This is a genomic window from Brachybacterium sp. SGAir0954 (assembly GCF_005490785.1).
Taxonomy (GTDB): Bacteria; Actinomycetota; Actinomycetes; order Actinomycetales; family Dermabacteraceae; genus Brachybacterium; species Brachybacterium rhamnosum.
On sequence record NZ_CP027295.1, the window covers coordinates 891410 to 909535 of the forward strand.

Genomic DNA, 18126 nt, shown 5'->3' on the forward strand with positions numbered 1-18126 from the left:
CCCGCGGGCTCAGACGTCGAGCACGCGGCCCGTCTCGACGCCCTCGACGGCGCGCACGTAGGTCGCGGCGACGTCGGCCGCGGGGACGGGCAGGAAGCCGGGGAAGCTCGGGTGGTAGCCCTCCGCCTCGGCGAGCACGTTCGGGCTGACCGCGTTGATGCGCGCGCCGCCGGGGAGGGTCGCCGCGTGCGCGCGCACGAACCCCTCGACCGCGCCGTTCGCGACGGAGGCCGCGGCGCCCGTGGGGACGGGGGAGTGGGAGAGGATCCCGCTGGTCAGCGTGAAGGAGCCGCGCTCGGCGAGCAGCGGGGCGCCGTGGACGACGAGCGCGATCTGCCCGAGCGCCTTGTCGAGCAGGCCGGCGCGGTAGTCCTCGACGGTGAGCTCCGCGGCGGGCTTGAAGGGCACCTTGCCGGTCGCGGCGACGACGGCGTGGAGGGGCCCGGCGGTGGTGACGCGGCGCAGGAGGTCCGCGACGGAGGCCTCGTCGGTCAGGTCGACCTGCTCGCCGGTGGAGCGGGAGGCGCGCACGACCTCGTGGCCGCGCTGCTCGAGGAGGTCGGCGACGGCGCCGCCGATCAGGCCGCTCGCGCCGACGACGAGAACTCGCTGGGTGGTCATGCGGGGGCTCCGTTCGCTGAGGTGATGGCCCGGGATCGGGCCGTGCCCCGAGCATGCACCGCCCGCCTGGGCACCGTGCCCGGGTTCAGCGGCCGAGCTCGGCGGCGAGGTCGTGGAGCAGCGCCGGCTGCCACCAGGCCCAGTCGTGGCCGCCGCTGTGCAGGTCGAGGGTGACCTCGGCGCCGCTTCCGTCGAGGGCGTCGGCGAGCGCGCGGGCGTCGGCGGCCATGGACCCCTCGAAGCGGCCGGCGTGCAGCCGCAGACGCAGCGGGGCGTAGCCGGCGGCCTCCCGCAGCGGGCCGACGAGTGCGCCGCGCGGGTAGCGCCACAGGGAGACGGACTGCGCGATCGCGATGCCGATCGTGCCGGGGGCGCGGGCGGCGGTGAACAGGGCGGTGAGGCCGCCGTAGCTGGCCCCGGTGATGATCGTGCGGGCGGGATCGTCGGTCAGGGCGAGGCGGCGGCCGCCTGGCGCGGTCAGGCCCGCGGCGCGGAGTCGCGGGACGAGGTCCTCGGGGATCCAGCGGGCCTGCCCGCCGGGTACCCCGAGCACGTCGCCGCGATGCTCACCGGCGTCGACGAAGAGGGCGACCAGGGGCGGCAGGACGCCCGCCTCGACGCCGCGGCGCAGCCGCTCCGGGGTGCCCAGCTGCTCCACGTGCTCGGCGCCGTCGGTGACGACGAGCAGCGGCAGCGGCGCGGGCCCCGCCTCCTCCGGGACCCACCAGCGCACGCGGGGAGCGTCCGGACCGAGCGGCAGCTCGTGCACCTCGGCAGGGGTCTCGGCGTCGTCGCGGCCGGCGCGGAAGAGGCCGTCGAAGGGGAGGGAGAGCACGGAGCGCTCGGCGCCGCCGCGGGCCGCGCCGTGGCGGTGCGCGCACAGGGCGTCGGGGTGCACGGGCGCGCCGGGCGCCTTGAGCCCCGCCTCCCACCAGGGCGGATCGCTGGGCCCGTCGTGCTCGACGAAGCCGTAGCTCGTGCGCCAGTCCGCGGGCGCCTCGAGCACGATCTCCCACCAGCCGTCCCCGGCGGGCACGAGGTCGAGGGCGTCGGCCGGCTGCGGCCGCCACCAGCCGGAGGCGTGGAGGGCGACGGCGCGGGCCCGGGGCGCCCGGTGCCGCAGGCGCAGCAGCACGCCGTCCGCGCCGCGGGAGAGGACCTCGGGGGCGCTGCCGGTCGCGGGGGCGGGCGGCAGGGTGCGCGGGTCGCGGCGGCGCACCGGGAGCGGGTCCTCCATCGCGGGCGGGTGCGGGAGCGGATCCCAGCGCGCGGGGTCGAGCAGGTCGGTGAGCTGATCGGCGGGCACGGGGACTCCTTCGCGGGGGCGGGACACAGGGACGTCGGCCGACGGGGACGCCGTGTCGGCCGCCGTCGCATGCCGCTAAGTAAGGGTCACCTTACTTGTGGGGGTCGGCCCGACACATCGCCGTCCGCCGGTCGAGAGGACCGGCGCGGTGGCGCCCTCAGGCCCCCGTCAGGCCCCCGTGCGCATCCAGGTGTCTCCGCGCGTGCGCAGGCCCAGCGTGATCGCGCGCGCGATCATGTACAGCAGGTTCGTCGCGACCCACAGCAGCGCCGTGCCGAGCGGGCCGGTCGGGGCGACGACGCCCACCGCGATCGCGCCCGGCATGACCGCGGCCGCTGCGACGATCCCCGCCCGCGCGAGGTAGGGGGCGTCCCCGGCGCCCATGAGGATCCCGTCGAGCACGAACACGTACCCGGCGATCGGCTGGGCGACCACGAGCACCCACAGCGCCGCTCGCAGGTTCTCCTGCACGAGCGGATCCGGGCTGAACACCCCGGGCACGGCGTAGCTCGCCGCGAGCAGCACGAGCCCCACCGCGACCCCGCCGCCCACTCCCCAGCGGGTCAGGCGGCTCGTCACCGCGTGCACGGTTCTCGTGTCCGCCGCGCCGAGGTAGCGGCCGGTGAGCGCCTGCCCTGCGATGGCGAGGGCGTCCAGCGCGAGGGAGAGCAGCATGAACACGGTGGTCGCGAGCTGGTGCGCGGCGAGCTGCACATCGCCCAGCCGCGCCGCGACGACGACCGTCACGATCGTCACCACGCGCAGGCTGAGGGTGCGCAGGAGCATCGGCACCGACTCCCGGCCCGTGCTCATCACCCCGTGGAGGTCCGGCCGCAGGCTCACCCCCGCACCCCGCGCGTAGCGGCGCACCGCCGCGAGCAGCACGAGCGCCATGAGCCACTGCGCGATGACGGTGCCGATCGCGCTGCCCGCGATCCCGAGCTGCAGGCCGAGGATCAGCAGCGCGTTCAGCGGCACGTTGAGGATCGCGCCGCCCACGGCGACGACGAGCGGCAGCCGCGCGTCCTGCATGCCCCGCACCAGGCCCGTCGTCGCCTGCACGGCGAGCATCGCCGGCAGGCCGAAGGCGGAGATCCGCAGGTAGATCACGGCCTGCGCGGTGACCTCTGGGCTCGCACCGAACAGGGCGAGCAGCCACGGCCCGGCAACCGCGAGCAGGAGCGCGCACACCGTCCCGATGAGCAGCGCGAGCCAGGAGGCGTCCACCCCGCGGGAGATCGCCTCCCGGCGGCGGCCCGCCCCGATCGCCCGGGCCACGGCGGCCGTCGTCGAGTAGGCGAGGAAGATCGACAGCCCCACGACCGTCATCAGCACCGTCGAGGCGATGCCGAGGCCGGCGAGCGCCGTCGTCGAGACCCGGGCGACGAACGCGGAGTCCGCCATGACGAACAGCGGCTCGGCGACGAGCGCGCCGAGGCTCGGCACGGCCAGGCGCAGGATGTCGCGGTCCACCGCGCGGCGCGCGGCACGGGGATCGCCCGGCGAGGGGGTGGGGGACGGGGAAGCGGGGGAGGAGGGGGAGGGGGGTGGCGCCACCCGTCCATTGTGGCGGCTCCCCGGAACGTCACAGCGGATCGTGACCGAACCCCTACCGACGTCGGATACGGCGGCGCATCGGGCTGTGGAACAGTACCCGGCGGGGGCCTCCGGAGCCGTGACCCCCGGTCGCGGCCGTGCGGTCGCGTCGCCGCCGTCGGCCGCAGTCCCAGGGAGCGCCATGCATCGTCTCGCCCACCTCAGCCTGAACAACCGGGCCTTCATCGCGCTCGTGTGCATCGCGGTCTCGATCGTCGGTGTGTTCGCCATGTCGACGATGCGCCAGGAGCTCATCCCCTCGGTCTCGCTGCCGCAGATCCAGATCGTCACGACCTCCCAGGGCTCCACCTCGGAGCAGATCGAGGAGCGGATCTCCTCCCCGATCGAGCAGGCCGTGAGCGGCATCGAGAACGTCGAGTCGACCTCCTCGACCTCGCAGGCGAACACCTCGATGGTCACCCTCGAGCTCACCTACGGCACGGACGTCTCCCGCTCCGCGAACCAGGTCGACGCCGCGCTGACCCGCATCGAGGACCAGCTGCCCGACGGCACGGACCCGCAGGTCATCGCCGGCGGCTCGGGCGACATCCCTGCCGTGGTCCTCTCCGTCTCCTCGGACCTCGACCCCTCCGAGCTCGCCGACCGCCTCGACTCCCAGGTCGTCAAGGAGCTCGAGCGCGTGGACGGCGTCTCCTCCGTCGCCGTGATCGGCGCCCCCGAGGAGATCGTGCGCATCACCCCGGACGAGGACGAGCTCACCGCCAAGGGCCTCACCGACAACGACATCAAGACCGCCCTGGACGACAGCGGCCTCTCCGCCCCCGGCGGCACCGTCACCGACTCCGACCGCAGCCTCGACGTGGTGCTCGGGAAGTCCATGAGCTCCCTGAAGGACCTCGAGTCCATGGTGCTCATGCCGGCGGACTCTTCCGACACGACCTCGCAGACGCCCGGCCAGACCCCCGAGGTCACGACCCTCGGCGACGTCGCGAAGGTCGAGCGCACCACCCAGGACGCCACCTCGATCTCCCGCACCGACGGCCGCGAGTCGCTCGTCCTCATGGTCACCGCGACCGCCGACGGCAACGTCGTCGACGTCTCGAAGGGCGTCGAGGACACGATGGCGGACCTCCTCCCCGGCGTGGGCGGCAGCGCGAAGAGCGACGTCGTCTTCGACCAGGCGCCGTTCATCCAGGAGTCGATCGTCGCGCTCGCCGAGGAGGGCGCGCTGGGCCTGCTCATGGCCATCGGCGTGATCCTGCTGTTCCTGCGCCGCGTGCGGCCGACGGTCGTCACCGCGATCTCGATCCCGACGTCGCTGCTCATCGCGTTCATCGGCATGCTGGTCTCCGGCTACACGCTGAACATGCTGACCCTCGCGGCGCTCACGATCTCCATCGGCCGCGTCGTCGACGACTCGATCGTCGTCATCGAGAACATCACCCGCCACCTCTCCTACGGCAAGCCGCGACGCCGGGCGATCCTCGACGGCGTGCGGGAGGTCGCGGGCGCGGTGACCGCCTCGACGCTCGCCACGGTCGTCGTCTACCTGCCGATCGCGCTCGTCGCCGGCATGGCCGGGGAGCTGTTCCGGCCCTTCGCGCTGACCGTCGCGATCGCGATGCTCTCCTCGCTGCTGGTGTCGCTGACGATCGTCCCGGTGCTCGCCTACTGGTTCCTGCGGGCGCCCAAGGCGGCCGCCGCCATCACCGACCCCGACGATCCCGCCCAGCAGGCGAAGGTCCGCGAGGACGCCGAGGCGAAGGAGGAGAAGGGCTGGCTGCACCGCCTCTACGCCCCGGTCCTCCACCTCACCCTCGACTCGCTGCCGCGGCGCCTGGGCACGGTCGCCGTCGCGATCCTCGTGCTGATCGGCTCCGGCTTCCTCGTCCCGCTGATGACGGTCAACTTCCTCGGCGACACGGGGCAGAACATCGCCTCGATCACCCAGACCCTCCCCGCCGGCACGAGCCTCGAGCAGTCCTCGGACAAGGCCACGGACGCCGAGAAGGCGCTCATGGACGTCGACGGCGTCGAGACCGTGCAGACCACCATCGGCGGTGGCGGCGCGCAGGCCGGCCTCGGCGGCGGCGCGGGTGGCGAGAACACGATCAGCTACTCGATCACCACGGCGACCGACGTCGAGGACCAGCAGGCGCTCACCGAGAAGCTCGTGGACACGCTGAAGGACCTGCCCGATCCGGGCGAGGTCGAGTCCTCCGACGTCGGCTCCGCGACCGGCTCCTCCACCGTGGACATCGAGATCACCGGCCCCACCGCCGAGGACCGCAAGAAGGCGAACGACGCGATCCTCGCCGAGCTCGACCCGCTGCCCTCGGGCGTCACCGACGTCTCGAGCGACCTCGAGGGCGACGAGCCCACCGCGGTCGTCACCGTGGACCGCACGGCCGCCGCGGAGAAGGGCCTCACCGAGAACGCCGTGATCGGCATGGTCGCCGCGCAGCTCTACCCGGGCTCGATCGGCACCATCGCCCTGGACGACTCCGACCTCGACATCTACGTCGAGCAGGGGGAGAAGGTCGACACCCTCACCCAGCTGCAGGACCTCGAGCTCGCCCCGGGCCTGCCGCTCACGGACGTCGCCGAGGTCTCCGAGCAGGACTCGCGCCCGTCGATCTCCACCAAGGACGGCGTGGAGACCGTGACGATCTCCCTGACCCCCGCCGGGGACGACGTCGGCACCGTCTCCGAGGCCGCGAACGCCGCGATCGACGCGGCGGACCTGCCCGAGGGCACGGAGGCCACCCTGGGCGGCACCTCCGCGGACATCAACGAGACCTTCGGGCAGCTGGGCCTCGCGATGGCCGCCGCGATCCTGCTCGTGTACGTGCTGCTGGTGTGGATCTTCAAGTCCCTCATCCAGCCGCTCGTGCTGCTCGTCTCGATCCCCTTCGCCGCGGTGGGCGCGTTCGGCCTGCTCGTCATCACGGGCGTGCCGCTGGGCCTGCCCTCGATGATCGGCCTGCTCATGCTCGTGGGCATCGTCGTCACCAACGCGATCGTGCTCATCGACCTCGTCAACCAGTACCGGCGTGACGGCATGGGCCTGGACGAGGCGCTGCACCTGGGCGCCTCGAAGCGACTGCGGCCGATCCTCATGACCGCCGCCGCGACGATCTTCGCGCTCATCCCGATGGGCCTGGGCCTCACCGGCAACGGCGGCTTCATCGCCCAGCCGCTCGCGGTGGTCGTGATCGGCGGCCTCGTCTCCTCGACCCTGCTGACCCTGGTCATCGTCCCCGTGCTCTACCGCATGGTGGAGGGCCCGGGGGAGCGTCGCCGCCTGCGCCGCGAGGCCCGGGAGACGGAGCAGCGGGCGCAGCGCGACGCGGCCGACGCCGAGCGCCGGGAGCGTCACCGCGGCGAGAGCGCGACGACCGGCGAGGGCGTCGACGCGGTGCCGACCGCCCCGGCCCCCGCCTCGAGCGGCACGGTCTCGTCGGGCACGGCTTCGTCGGCCTCGGCGGGGACCGTCGCGGCGGGATCTGCTCCCGCTTCGGCCACGGCCCACGGTCGTCGTGCGGCGAAGCCCGCGACGGGCACCCCGGTCGTCGGGCGCCCGTCGGTCCCGACCTCAGGTGCCGAGCGCGGCCGACGCGCGAGCCTCAAGGAGCGCGGCGGCATCGTCGGCATCCTCCGGCGCCGCTTCCGCCGCTGAGCCGGCCGCAGCTACGGGAGCGAGCGAAAGAATGGGCACCTCAGGGAGCATGTCCTGCGCGACATGCTCCCTGAGGTGCCCATCGTCTGTGCCGTGCCAATAGTTCGCGCCGTGCCCATGGTTCGCGGCGGGCCATGCCGTGCCGGACCGTGCTGGCGCCTACCCCGCGCTGCACCGCACCCGGGAACCCCGCCGGGTCAGTCCTCGAGGGCGCGCCCCCGCTGCTCGGGCAGCGTGAAGGCCGCGAGCGCCGCGACGCCGAAGGTCGCCGCGAACACCGCGAAGGCGAGCACCGTGCTCCCCGCGACCACGAGCACCGGGACCAGGAAGGGCGCGACGAGCGAGGCGATCCGGCCGAACCCGGCGGCGGCGCCCGTCCCCGTGCCGCGCACCGCGGTGGGGTAGAGCTCCGGGCCGATCGCGTACAGCGCGCCCCAGGCGCCGAGGTTGAAGAAGCTCAGCAGGCAGCCCGCGACGATGATCGCCGTCTCGGAGCCGGCCGAGCCGTAGGCGACCGCCGCGATGGCGGAGCCGGCGAGGAAGATCGTCAGCGTCCAGCGCCGGCCCAGGCGCTCGATGAGCCAGGCGGAGACCGCATAGCCGGGGATCTGCGCGAGCGTGATGATCAGCGTGAACGTGAAGGACTTCGTGAGGTCGAAGCCGCGCTCCACCAGCAGCGTCGGGATCCAGATGAAGGCGCCGTAGTAGGAGAGGTTGATGCAGAACCACACCGTCCACAGCGCGGCGGTGCGCCCGCGCAGGCCACGGCTCCAGATGCTCTCGTGCCGCGGGGCGGGGGCCTCCGCTCCGGCGCTCCAGGTGTCCTCCTCGGTGGGGTGGTCGGCGTCGGTGAACCCGGCGGACTCCTCGAACTGCCGCACCACCTGCTCCGCCTCCGCATGCCGGCCGCGGCCCTCGAGGAAGCGCACCGACTCGGGCATGCCCACGCGGATCACGAGCGAGTAGAGCGCCGGGACCATGCCGATCGCAAGCGCCCAGCGCCAGCCGGAGGGGCCGCTCGCCGCGACGAGCGTGCCGATGAGCGCGGCGAGGATCCAGCCGATCGCCCAAAACGCCTCGAGCCACACGATGACGCGGCCGCGGATCCGGCGGGGCGCGAACTCGGAGACGAGGGTCGAGGCGACGGGCAGCTCCGCGCCGAGGCCCAGGCCCACGATGAAACGCAGGGCGATGAGCACGGCGAGACCGCCCGCGAGGGCGGAGGCGCCGGTCGCGATGCCGTAGACCAGGAGGGTGAGCGCGAAGACGCTGCGCCGGCCGATCCTGTCCGCGAGCAGCCCGCCGACGGTCGCGCCGATCGCCATGCCCGCGAAGCCCGCGGAGGCGATGAGCGACCCGTCGGCCTTGTCGATGCCCCAGTGCACGGTGAGCGCGGCGATGACGAAGGACACGAGGCCGACGTCCATCGCGTCGAGCGCCCAGCCGATCCCCGACGCGCCGAGCAGGCGGCCGTGGCGGCGGGTGAAGGGAAGGCGGTCGAGGCGCTCGGCCCGGGTGAGGGGCGCGGCGCTCGAGGCGGCGGAGGTCGGGGACATCATCGGCTCCGGAGGAGGGGAGGGGTGAGGACGGGGAAGGACGAGCGCCATGATCCCGCATCGCCGGAACCCGCGCGCACCCCGGTCATGGGGCGGGGCGGCTCAGCCGACGGGCGGGGAGAGGAGATCGACCTCCGCCTCGCCGCGCAGCACGGCGAGGGCGCGCTCGGCGCGGGCGGCGCCCCACGGGGAGAGCAGATGCGCCTCGGACTCCTCGACGAGGCGCCAGTCGTCGAGCTCCGCCTCCTGGGGGACGATCCGCGCCTCGAGCTCCGCGGCGGGCATCACCCCGGCGTCGAACACGAAGTGCACGCCCATCGGGGCGCCCGCGGCGGCGCGCGAGGGCACCCAGTTCAGGGCGAGCAGGCGGCCGATCTCGACGTCGAGGCCCAGCTCCTCCTGCACCTCGCGGCGGGCGCAGCCGCGAGGGTCCTCGCCCGGGTCGACGCCGCCGCCGGGCAGCAGCCAGTGGTCGCGGTAGTTCGGCTTCTCGATGACGAAGCGGCCGCGCTCGTCGCGCAGGATCACCGCGGCGGAGGTGATGACCTTGGGCAGGGTCGCGAAGTAGGCGGGATCGGGCAGCAGTCGCGGCATGCGCCCATCGTGTCACCCGCGCGGGGAGTTCTCCCCATGGTCCGGGCGGGCGCGCTCGCCGTAGGGTGCGTGCAGGCCGCGGGACTCCCCGCGGACCATGACGGCGGGGGAGAGACATGGCGGGCTTCTACGGGGCGGACACGGACGCGCTGCGCGACGTGGCGGGGGTGTTCGAGGACCGCAGCAGGCGCCTGGCGGAGCTGCGGGACCAGCTCGACGCCGCCGTGCTGCGGGAGGACATCTGGCAGGGCGGGGACGCCGATGCCTTCCGCGACCGATGGACGGGCGTGAGCGCGCAGTTCGGCGAGACCTCCGAGGGCGTGGGGCGGCGCCGCGGCGAGCTCGAGGAGCAGGCCGAGCAGCAGGACGAGGCATCCGGCGAGGACGGCGGCGGTGGCTTCCTCGACACGATCGGCGACCTCTTCGACTCCGTGAAGGGCGGCCTGAACGATCTGCGCAAGGCGATCTCCACGATCGGGAAGGGCGTCAAGGCGTTCCAGCTCTTCCGGGATCTCGCGAAGCTCGGCGAGGCCGGCTATGAGGGGCTGAAGGGGCTGGTCAACCAGCAGTTCATCGACGAGCTGGTGGACCGGACCCGGGCTCCCTCAGGCAAGATCATGGACTTCCTGCATGGCAAGGGCTGGACCCGGGTCGCCGACGTCGCCGAGGGGATCCTGGACTCCGGGGTCGTCAAGGGGGCCGGCAAGGTGCTCGGCAAGGCGCTGCCGGTGCTCGACATCGGCATGGGCATCCACCAGATGGTCACCGCGGAGGACGGCTGGGATGTGGCCGCGGGCGGGCTCAGCACGCTCAGCGGCGGCCTGCTGCTCGCGGCGCCCTTCACCGGCCCGGCGGCGCCGATCGTCGCGGGGGTGGGGCTCGTGGCCGGCGGCATCTCGCTCGGCATCGACGCGGGCAAGGCGATCGTCGAGAACTGGGACACCATCAGCGACACCGCGGGCAAGGCGTGGGACGCGACGACCGACGCCGTGGGCGACGCGGTCGAGGGCGTCGGCGACTTCATCTCCGATCCCATCGGATCGATCTTCTGACATCCTGAGCGCGGACCGCCCGACGCTCGAGCCCCACCATCGCGAGGACTCCCCATGACCGAGACGACCACCGCCCCCGGGCCCGACCAGGGCTTCCCCTACGGCGTGGGCCGCAGCTCCGGCCCGGACGCGCCCATCGAGTACAGCCGTTACGACGTCGCGAGCGCGCTCGCCGTCCTGGAGCGCTCCCAGGAGGCGGAGGAGCCGCAGGAGATCGTGTCCCTCAGCGACGAGCAGCTGCTGGGCCTCGACGGTCACCTGCGCACCCAGCCGGTCGCCCTCCCGTGGGCGGAGGAGCACGAGGAGCAGCGTGCCCTGCTCGCGACCGCGGGCGTGCGCAGCCTGCTCGCCGCGGGGACCGTCGCCGTCGGGGAGGACGAGAGAACCGGGGAGCGGCGCTGGCTCGTGGAGCCGGCGATCGACGGGGTGCTCGTCCTGCGCCGCACCGCGCGGCTGATCGCCTCCGCGGAGACGCAGGTGCGCAGCGAGGAGGCGGGTCTCCAGACGCATCGCCTGTACTACTTCGTGCACCCCGAGGGCGTGCTCGAGGAGGAGGTCACCGGCTCCGGCCTGCACCACTTCCGCTCCCTGCGCCAGGAGGCGGTGCCCGCCCGGATCGCGCACCTCGTGGACCAGGACCAGGTGGCCTCCGGCCCCACCGAGCCGGTCGTGCTGCAGGACGCGGACCTCCGCGAGGGGGCGTCGATGGCGCAGCGTCTGGCCGACGCCCGCGCGATCACGATCCTCTCCTCCCTCTCCACCCGCTCCGACGCCGTGAAGCAGCTGATGCTGTACGCGACGAGCAGCGAGCTGCTCGCCCAGCAGGTCGACGACCCCGAGGCGGAGGCCCCGGAGATCACGGTCAAGGGCCTCTCCCGCGAGGAGCTGCTCGGCCTCGCCGCCTGGCTCGTCGAGGCGGAGGAGGGCTGAGCGTGGGGAAGGCCGCCCGACTGGCCCGCCGTCACGGTCTGGGTCGACCCCTGCGCACCTATCGGCAGTCCTTCCCGCTGTGGTGGCACCTGCTGTGGATCGCGATGGCGCTGGTCATCCTCGTCTCGGTGGGGGTGAACCAGAACCTCGACGTGCTGACGAAGGCGTGGGGCGCGGCGATCCCGCTGCTCGTGGGGCTGGTGCTGTGGTGGCTGCTGACGGACGTGCGGCTGGTGCTGTGCGAGGGAGGCGTCGTCATCGGCCGCTTCTTCCCGCTGCTGTCCCCGTCGGTGATCCCGTACGGGGCGATCGAGCCGCGCGGGGTCACGTGCGTGAGCGACGTCGGCCGCTTCTCGAAGGTCTCGGGCCGCGAGTTCGGCTCGACCCTGTTCTACTTCCCGCAGTCGCGCCGCGGGCTGCTGTTCGACGGCCCGCCCGCGAAGGCCGTGCGCCGTCGCAGCGGTGCGCTCGCGTCGATGTTCGACTCCCCGCCGGACACGGTGCGCGGTGGGAAGCTGTGGGCCTTCGCCTACCGCGGCCGGCCGGAGGACCTGCTGGCCGTGATGCACCGGGGCATGGTGGGCGCCGGCGTGCCCTTCGCGGAGGCGCTGCCCGGCGCGGCGCTGCCCGAGCGCGGCGTGGGCGCGACCCGGGACGAGGCGCGCGCCCGGATCAACGGCTTCGCACCCTGAGCGGATCCACCGCGACGAGGCGCAGCCGCGTGCCCGGCGCGGCCTGGGCGAGCTGATCGAGCCCGGCCCGGGTGACCACACCGATCACGGGGTAGCCGCCGGTCGTGGGATGGTCCGGCCCGAACACGACGGGCAGGCCCGAGGGCGGGACCTGCACGGCACCCGGGAGCATCGCCTCGCTGGGCAGGGTCGCGGCGCCCTCGGGGACGGGCAGCGGTGGCCCGTCCAGGCGCACGCCCACCCGGTCCGAGTCGCTGCGCACCCTCCAGGTCGTGGTGCGGAGCGCCCTCACGGCGGCCTCGCCGAGCAGCACGTCCCGGGGGCCGAGGACGACGGGCACCTCGAGCGGCGGGCGGGGTGCCGGGGCGGGGTCGGCAGCAGGGTCGTCGCTGTCGCTGTCGTCATCGTGCTCGGTCCCGGATGCGGGGCCGACGGCGGAGTCGGCGTCGGGCCCGGCGACGGGTCCCGGGCCCTGCGCCGGCACGGCGTCGAGGCCGTGCTCGGGGCTGATCCCCAGCTGATCGCCTGCGCCGAGCGGCGCCGGTCCGAGCCCGGAGAGCGTGTCCCGGGAGAGCGAGCCGAGCACGGGTCCCTGCACACCGCCGCCGTCCGCGTCGCGACCCTGCGCGCCGTCGTCCTGCCCGATGCCCCCGGCGCCGACCACCCCCGTGATCCCGCCGCGCACGGCGAGCACGATCCGCAGGCCCGAGGCGGCGGGACCGATCGTGAGCTCGTCCCCGGCGTCCAGCGCGAACGCACGCCCGCCCGAGACGCCCGCCGGGACCTCGCGGTCCTCCTCGTCCGGGTCGCCGCGCAGGATCGTCACCGGTGCCGGCGCCCCCGCGAGGGCGATCACGAGCGGGGCGGACGCCCGCAGCCGCAGCGGCCCCAGCAGCCCTTCGAGCGCCGCGGCGTGCGGAGGGTTGCCGACGGCGAGGTTCGCGCTGACGAGCGCTCCCCGGTCGAAGGCCCCGGAGCTGCTCACGCCGATCGAGGCGCGGCCGGGTCGTCCTGCGTCCTCGACGAGCAGCAGCGGCCCGGGCGCGAGCACCTCGAGCGACCGGCCGGCCGCGACCGGAAGCACACCGGTTCGGCCCGCAGATCTCTCGCGCGCGGCCTCCCGGCCACTCACGCCCCGGCTCCCGGGGTCGCCCGCCTCCGGTCTCCGCGGAGCGGCGCGGAGGGCGGCGAGGCGCTCGCGGGCGGCGGCCGCCTCCCGCCGGGCGAGCTCGAGCGCGGAGGCGGCGCCGCTCGTCGCCGCCGCACCCACCGGGGTGCCGGCGAGGCCGCGGGGGCGCGCACCTGCCGGCGCCGCCGCCGATCCCGCGAGCAGGCGGTCGCGCCGGGCCCGGAAGCGCACGCGCGTGCCCGGCGCGAGCAGGGCGGGCGGTGTGCGCTCGGGGTCGAAGAGCGTCACGTCGGCGCGGCCCACGAGCTGCCAGCCGCCGGGGGAGGAGCGCGGGTAGACGCCGCAGTAGCCGGCCGCGAGCGCGACAGAGCCGGGCGGGACGGCCGTGCGCGGGGAGGAGCGGCGCGGCACCTGCCAGCGCGGGCCCTCGCCCTCCGCCTGCGGCACGAGGTAGGAGAAGCCGGGCGCGAAGCCGCCGAAGGCCGCCGTCCACAGGGTCCCCGTGTGCGCCGTGACCAGGGCGGGGACCTCGAGTCCCAGCAGCGCGGCGGTCTCGGCGAGGTCCTCCCCGTCGTAGACCACGGGGATCTCGACCTCCTGCGCCGCCGCGTCCTCGGCGGGGGCGGGAGGGAGGTGCTCGAGGAGCGCCGCGAGGGTGCGCGCGTCGGCGCCGCTCGTGCCGCGCAGCAGCAGGGTGCGCTCGGCGGGGACGAGGTCCGCGAGCGCGGCGGGGGCGAGGGCGCGCACCGCGCTCGCGGCCCCGAGCACGTCGGCGGTGTCCGGGTAGACGGCGAGCACGGCGGCCTCCCCGGCGGGGCGGAGATCCTGCGGCGGCGGGAGATGCTCCCCGGGGCTCACAGCGCCGCCCGGATCGTCATGCCCTCCGCCTCGAGCCGCTCGCGCACCGCGCGGGCCAGGGTCACCGCGCCCGGTGTGTCCCCGTGCAGGCAGAGGGTGCGCACGGGCAGGTCGATCACGGTGCCGTCCGTCGTGCGCACCTGCCCGTCGCGGGCGAGGGAGAGCGCCTGGGCGGTGACCTCCTCCGCGGTGGAGAGCACGGCGCCCGCCTCGCGGCGCGGGGTGAGCGTGCCCGCCGGGGTGTAGGTGCGGTCCGCGAAGCCCTCGAGCAGCACGGGCAGGCCGGCGCGCTCGGCGAGGGCGGCGACCACGGACCCGGGGGCGGCGAGCAGCGCCGGCTCCCCGCCGAGCTCCTGCAGCGCCGTGACCACCGCCGCGGCCTGCGCCTCGTGGTGGGCGATCGCGTTGTAGAGCGCGCCGTGGGGCTTCACCCCGCGCACACGGGTGCCGGTGGCCGCTGCGAGCGCCTGCAGGGCGCCGGTCTGCGCGAGGATCTGGTCGGTGAGCTCCGCGGGGGCGATGTCGAGGAAGCGCCGGCCGAAGCCCTGCAGGTCCGGGTAGGCCACGTGGGCGGTGACGGCGACCTCCCGGACGGCCGCCGCCCTCAGCGCGGCGCGCATGGTCGTGGGGTCCCCGGCGTGGCCGCCGCAGGCGACGTTCGCGGTGGTGACGACGTCGAGCAGCGCCTCGTCGTCGCCGAGGCGCCAGTCGCCGTAGCCCTCGCCGAGGTCCGCGTTCAGGTCGATCGTGCTCACGCTCGGGTCTCCTCGGTGCTGCGTCGGGGGTGGTGATCGGGGGTGGGGCCGACGGCGGGTCCGGAGGGGGCGACGTCGGGCCCGAGCCGCTCCGCCCAGGTGCCGAGCACGTCCTCGATCCGGCCGTGCAGGCGCACCGTCGCGAGAGGGTCCCCTCGGGTGGGGCCGTCGTTGAGGATGACGACCCCCTGGCCTGCGCGGTGGGCGGCGCGCACGAACCGCAGCCCGGACTGCACGGTGAGGCTCGAGCCGAGCACCAGCAGGGACCGCGCGGCGGCGAGCGCAGCGAAGGCCGCCTGCACGGTCTCGGGGCGGGCCGCCTCGCCGAAGAACACGACGTCGGGCTTGAGGATCCCGCCGCACAGCGGGCACGGCGGGTAGCGGAAGCTGCTCGTGCGGTCCACCTCGGCGTCCCCGTCGGGCGCCTGCGCGGCATCCGCCGCGAGCTCCTCGATCCGGGCGGCGAGCTCGGGGTTCATGGCGAGCATCCGGGAGTGGAGCGCGGAGCGGGAGCTCAGCGCGCCGCAGCTGAGGCAGCGCACCCGGTCGAGGCGTCCGTGCAGGTCGATGACGGGATCGGAGCCGGCGCGGCCGTGCAGGCCGTCCACGTTCTGGGTGATGACCGCGCTCTGCGGCAGCGGGCCGGCGCCGAGCCGCGCGAGCAGCAGATGGCCGCGGTTGGGGCGGGCCCGGCCGAACTGCGTCCAGCCGACGGTGGAGCGCGCCCAGTAGCGGCGCCGCGAGAGGTCCGAGCCGGCGAACTCCTGGAAGGTCATGGGGGAGCGGGGCACGGCGTGACGGCCGCGGTAATCCGGCAGGCCCGAGGCGGTGGACATGCCCGCCCCGGTGAGCACGGCGACCGGGCCCTCGCGCAACAGGTCGAGCGCCGCCCCGAGCTCGTCGGGCCCGCTGATGCGGCCGTACTCGGCGCTGTCCACGGGGCCCCAGGCGGGCGTGCGCGGCAGCGACCGGGCGGGCGCCGGCGTCGCCGCGGTGGAGAACCAGCGGCCGACGTCCGCCGCGGGCCCGGCACGGTGGCCGTCGGCGGGGATGCTCATCCCTCCAGCGTAGGCGGGCCGTCCTTGCGGCGGCGCGATCGCAGGCGCTGGGTGAGCAGGCCCAGCAGCGCGAGGATCCCGATGCCGGCCACGATCGAGGAGTAGGTCCGCACGAATGCCTCGAGGGTCTCCCCGCCCGCGGTGCCGAAGAGGTAGCCGGCGACGACGAAGACGGCGTTCCAGATCCCCGAGCCGAGTCCCGTGGCCAGGGCGAACAGCGCCACGGGCATGCGCTCGATGCCGGCGGGGAGCGAGATGAAGGTGCGCACCATCGGCACGAAGCGGGCGAGGGCGACGGCGGGGAAGCCGTGGCGGTCGAAGAACCGCACCGCCATGTCGACGTCCTTGTCCTCGAGCAGCGGGAGGCGCCGCACGAGCCGCCGCGTCCGCTCGAGGCCCAGGGTGCGGCCCACGGCGTAGACGCCGAGCCCGCCGAGGACGGAGCCGGCGGTGGTCCACGCGATCGGCACGAGCACGTGCTGGCCGTCGGCCGCGGCGCTCACGCCGGCGAAGGGGAGCAGCACCTCGCCGGGGACCGGTGGGAAGAGGGCCTCGGCGGCGATGACGAGCGCGATCCCGGGACCGCCGAGGAGCTCCATGAGGTGGATGGCGAATCCGGCGATGTCCATGGCTCCCCCTCCGTGCTCGACCGCCCTGCCCGTGCCGGGCCCCGCCCGGGCCGTGCGCGGCGAGGCTAGCGCCCGCGCATGGCGAGGGGGTGAACGGGCGGCGTCCGCCGCGGAGGTCACGACCCGGCGTCGATCCGGCGCCGCTGCCGTGGACGGCATTGACATCCACGGCGGTTAGCGCTTTCCTATGTGTGCCGCACCACAGGGTGCCCCCTCGTCGTCGAGGGATCACCCGCGCACTGCAACACGCGAATGAAACCTTTCAGAAACAGGCGTGCGCCGATCGCAGCAGACCGGCGCCCCACCACCGCCCGCCCACGCTTCAGCAGCAGGGCAGCACCCGCCCACAGGATCAAAGGAGATCTGATGCTCACCCGACGCACCGCCCTCACCCTGGGCCTCGCCGTCCCCGGCCTCGCCGGCCTCGTCGCATGCGGCCCGAACGCGACCTCCGGCGGTGGCTCCGGCGGCAGCGACGGCGGCTCCGCCGATTCCGGCAGCTTCCGCCTCGCCTGGTGGGGCAACCCCACCCGCAACGAGAACACCACGAACGCCATCGCCGCCTACAAGGAGGAGAAGCCCGACGTCACGATCTCCCCGGAGCCCGGCGAGTGGAGCGGCTACTGGGACAAGCTCGCCACCCAGACCGCCGGCGGCGACTTCCCCGACGTCGTCCAGATGGACGAGAAGTACCTCGCCGAGTACGCGGGCCGCGGCGCCCTCCTCGACCTCGCCGGCGCGGGGCTGGACACCTCGAAGTTCGTGGACGGCTCGGTCGAGGTCGGCGAGGTGAAGGACGTGGGCCTCGCCGCGATCAACGCGGGGCTGAACGCCTTCACCGTGCTCGTGAACCCGGACGTCTTCGAGGCGGCCGGGGTGGACGTCCCGGACGACACCACGTGGACCTGGGACGAGATGATCGAGACCGCCGCGCGGATCACCGAGGCCACCGAGGACGGCACCTACGGCATGACCCAGATGGGCACCGTGCAGGGGCTCTTCCAGCTCTGGGTGCGCCAGGCCGGCCAGGACCAGTACGAGGACGGAAAGGCCGGCTTCGACGCGGCCGCCGCCACGAGCTGGTTCGAGTGGGCCAAGAAGATCCAGGACTCGAAGGCCGGCCCCGGCGCGGACGCCTCCGTAGAGGACTCCACCGCCGCCATGGACCAGTCCCTCTTCGGCACCGGCAAGATCGCCATGACCGTCGCCTGGTCCAACCAGGTCGTCGCCAACGACGCGCTGCACGACGGGAAGCTCACGGTGCTGCGGCCGCCGTCGACCGCCGGCTCCGCCGCCGAGGCGCAGCTCTGGTACAAGGCGTCGATGTACTGGGCCGTCTCCGCGAAGAGCGCGAACTCCGCGGCCGCCGTCGCCTTCGTCGACTACCTCGTGAACTCCCCGGACGCCGGGAAGATCCTCTCCGTGGAGCGCGGCGTGCCCGGCAACCTCGAGGTCCGTGAGGCGATCACCCCGGACCTCGACGAGTCCAGCAAGAAGGCCGTGGACTTCCTCGACGCGATCGAGAAGGAGCTGGGCGACGCCCCCGAGATCACCCCGCAGGGCGGCGGCCAGTTCGAGGACATCCTCACCCGCGCCGGGCAGGACATGCTCTTCGGCACGATCACTCCCGCCGACGCCGGCCAGCGCCTGCTGGACGAGCTGAACTCCGCCCTGTCCTGACCGACCCGGCCGGGCTGCGGGGCGACGCGC

Annotated in this window: 14 protein-coding genes; 5 read left to right on the forward strand and 9 right to left on the reverse strand. The window is 74.6% G+C overall.

The window, feature by feature from the left end; all coding sequences use genetic code 11:
* Nucleotides 1-9: 9 nt before the first annotated feature.
* The 3 genes from C1N80_RS03965 to C1N80_RS03975 all read right to left on the reverse strand — a co-directional run bounded on the left by C1N80_RS03965 (nucleotide 10) and on the right by C1N80_RS03975 (nucleotide 3484).
* Complete coding sequence (locus tag C1N80_RS03965) at nucleotides 10-621, reverse strand: short chain dehydrogenase (protein ID WP_137769588.1); 612 nt, start codon at nucleotides 619-621, stop codon at nucleotides 10-12.
* An 85-nt stretch (nucleotides 622-706) separates the two neighbouring features.
* Entirely contained in the window at nucleotides 707-1927 is a 1221-nt protein-coding gene (locus tag C1N80_RS15620; RefSeq protein ID WP_205750672.1) for an esterase family protein, read from the reverse strand.
* A gap of 168 nt (nucleotides 1928-2095) precedes the next feature.
* Complete coding sequence (locus tag C1N80_RS03975; protein WP_370297200.1) at nucleotides 2096-3484, reverse strand: MATE family efflux transporter; 1389 nt, start codon at nucleotides 3482-3484, stop codon at nucleotides 2096-2098.
* 181 nt (nucleotides 3485-3665) lie between these two features.
* On the opposite strand from C1N80_RS03975, the gene C1N80_RS03980 reads away from it, so the two are divergent.
* Complete coding sequence (locus C1N80_RS03980) at nucleotides 3666-7163, forward strand: efflux RND transporter permease subunit (protein ID WP_137769589.1); 3498 nt, start codon at nucleotides 3666-3668, stop codon at nucleotides 7161-7163.
* Between the two features lie 197 nt (nucleotides 7164-7360).
* Here C1N80_RS03980 and C1N80_RS03985 read toward each other — a convergent pair whose 3' ends face one another.
* Nucleotides 7361-8722 carry an MFS transporter gene (locus C1N80_RS03985; RefSeq protein WP_137769590.1) on the reverse strand — a complete coding sequence of 454 codons (1362 nt, stop codon included), beginning with the start codon at nucleotides 8720-8722 and terminating at the stop codon, nucleotides 7361-7363.
* A 99-nt stretch (nucleotides 8723-8821) separates the two neighbouring features.
* The gene (locus C1N80_RS03990; RefSeq protein ID WP_137769591.1) at nucleotides 8822-9313 is read right to left on the reverse strand and encodes an NUDIX hydrolase; all 492 of its coding nucleotides are present in this window, start codon (nucleotides 9311-9313) and stop codon (nucleotides 8822-8824) included.
* A 116-nt stretch (nucleotides 9314-9429) separates the two neighbouring features.
* Here C1N80_RS03990 and C1N80_RS03995 point away from each other — a divergent pair, with 116 nt between their 5' ends.
* Genes C1N80_RS03995 through C1N80_RS04005 form a run of 3 tightly spaced genes read left to right on the forward strand, consistent with a single transcriptional unit; the run spans nucleotide 9430 to nucleotide 11987 of the window.
* Nucleotides 9430-10365, forward strand: coding sequence for a WXG100 family type VII secretion target (locus tag C1N80_RS03995; RefSeq protein ID WP_137769592.1), 936 nt, complete (start codon nucleotides 9430-9432; stop codon nucleotides 10363-10365).
* A 54-nt stretch (nucleotides 10366-10419) separates the two neighbouring features.
* Entirely contained in the window at nucleotides 10420-11295 is an 876-nt protein-coding gene (locus C1N80_RS04000; protein ID WP_137769593.1) for a hypothetical protein, read from the forward strand.
* 2 nt (nucleotides 11296-11297) lie between these two features.
* Nucleotides 11298-11987: a hypothetical protein gene (locus C1N80_RS04005; RefSeq protein ID WP_137769594.1), complete on the forward strand. Its 690-nt coding sequence runs from the start codon at nucleotides 11298-11300 to the stop codon at nucleotides 11985-11987.
* Here the strand turns inward: C1N80_RS04005 and C1N80_RS04010 are convergent.
* The 4 genes from C1N80_RS04010 to C1N80_RS04025 are packed head-to-tail and all read right to left on the reverse strand — an operon-like array spanning nucleotide 11968 to nucleotide 16416.
* Nucleotides 11968-13974, reverse strand: a complete 2007-nt coding sequence (locus C1N80_RS04010) for a carboxyltransferase domain-containing protein (protein WP_137769595.1) — start codon at nucleotides 13972-13974, stop codon at nucleotides 11968-11970. The two genes, C1N80_RS04005 and C1N80_RS04010, sit on opposite strands and share 20 nt — an antisense overlap.
* Nucleotides 13971-14729: a LamB/YcsF family protein gene (locus C1N80_RS04015; protein ID WP_137769596.1), complete on the reverse strand. Its 759-nt coding sequence runs from the start codon at nucleotides 14727-14729 to the stop codon at nucleotides 13971-13973. Before C1N80_RS04015 ends, C1N80_RS04010 begins: the two co-directional genes overlap by 4 nt.
* Entirely contained in the window at nucleotides 14726-15787 is a 1062-nt protein-coding gene (locus tag C1N80_RS04020; protein ID WP_137769597.1) for a Sir2 family NAD-dependent protein deacetylase, read from the reverse strand. Before C1N80_RS04020 ends, C1N80_RS04015 begins: the two co-directional genes overlap by 4 nt.
* Nucleotides 15784-16416, reverse strand: coding sequence for a DedA family protein (locus C1N80_RS04025; protein ID WP_137769598.1), 633 nt, complete (start codon nucleotides 16414-16416; stop codon nucleotides 15784-15786). Before C1N80_RS04025 ends, C1N80_RS04020 begins: the two co-directional genes overlap by 4 nt.
* A gap of 366 nt (nucleotides 16417-16782) precedes the next feature.
* On the opposite strand from C1N80_RS04025, the gene C1N80_RS04030 reads away from it, so the two are divergent.
* Nucleotides 16783-18096: an ABC transporter substrate-binding protein gene (locus tag C1N80_RS04030; protein WP_137769599.1), complete on the forward strand. Its 1314-nt coding sequence runs from the start codon at nucleotides 16783-16785 to the stop codon at nucleotides 18094-18096.
* The last annotated feature ends 30 nt before the right edge of the window (nucleotides 18097-18126 follow it).

What these genes read in the sequence shown, in the direction of transcription:
- C1N80_RS03965 (WP_137769588.1), bottom strand. Translation starts at nt 621, where the DNA reads ATGACCACCCAGCGAGTTCTCGTCGTCGGCGCGAGCGGCCTGATCGGC.
- C1N80_RS03980 (WP_137769589.1), top strand. Translation starts at nt 3,666, where the DNA reads ATGCATCGTCTCGCCCACCTCAGCCTGAACAACCGGGCCTTCATCGCG.
- C1N80_RS03985 (WP_137769590.1), bottom strand. Translation starts at nt 8,722, where the DNA reads ATGATGTCCCCGACCTCCGCCGCCTCGAGCGCCGCGCCCCTCACCCGG.
- C1N80_RS03990 (WP_137769591.1), bottom strand. Translation starts at nt 9,313, where the DNA reads ATGCCGCGACTGCTGCCCGATCCCGCCTACTTCGCGACCCTGCCCAAG.
- C1N80_RS03995 (WP_137769592.1), top strand. Translation starts at nt 9,430, where the DNA reads ATGGCGGGCTTCTACGGGGCGGACACGGACGCGCTGCGCGACGTGGCG.
- C1N80_RS04000 (WP_137769593.1), top strand. Translation starts at nt 10,420, where the DNA reads ATGACCGAGACGACCACCGCCCCCGGGCCCGACCAGGGCTTCCCCTAC.
- C1N80_RS04020 (WP_137769597.1), bottom strand. Translation starts at nt 15,787, where the DNA reads ATGAGCATCCCCGCCGACGGCCACCGTGCCGGGCCCGCGGCGGACGTC.
- C1N80_RS04025 (WP_137769598.1), bottom strand. Translation starts at nt 16,416, where the DNA reads ATGGACATCGCCGGATTCGCCATCCACCTCATGGAGCTCCTCGGCGGT.
- C1N80_RS04030 (WP_137769599.1), top strand. Translation starts at nt 16,783, where the DNA reads ATGCTCACCCGACGCACCGCCCTCACCCTGGGCCTCGCCGTCCCCGGC.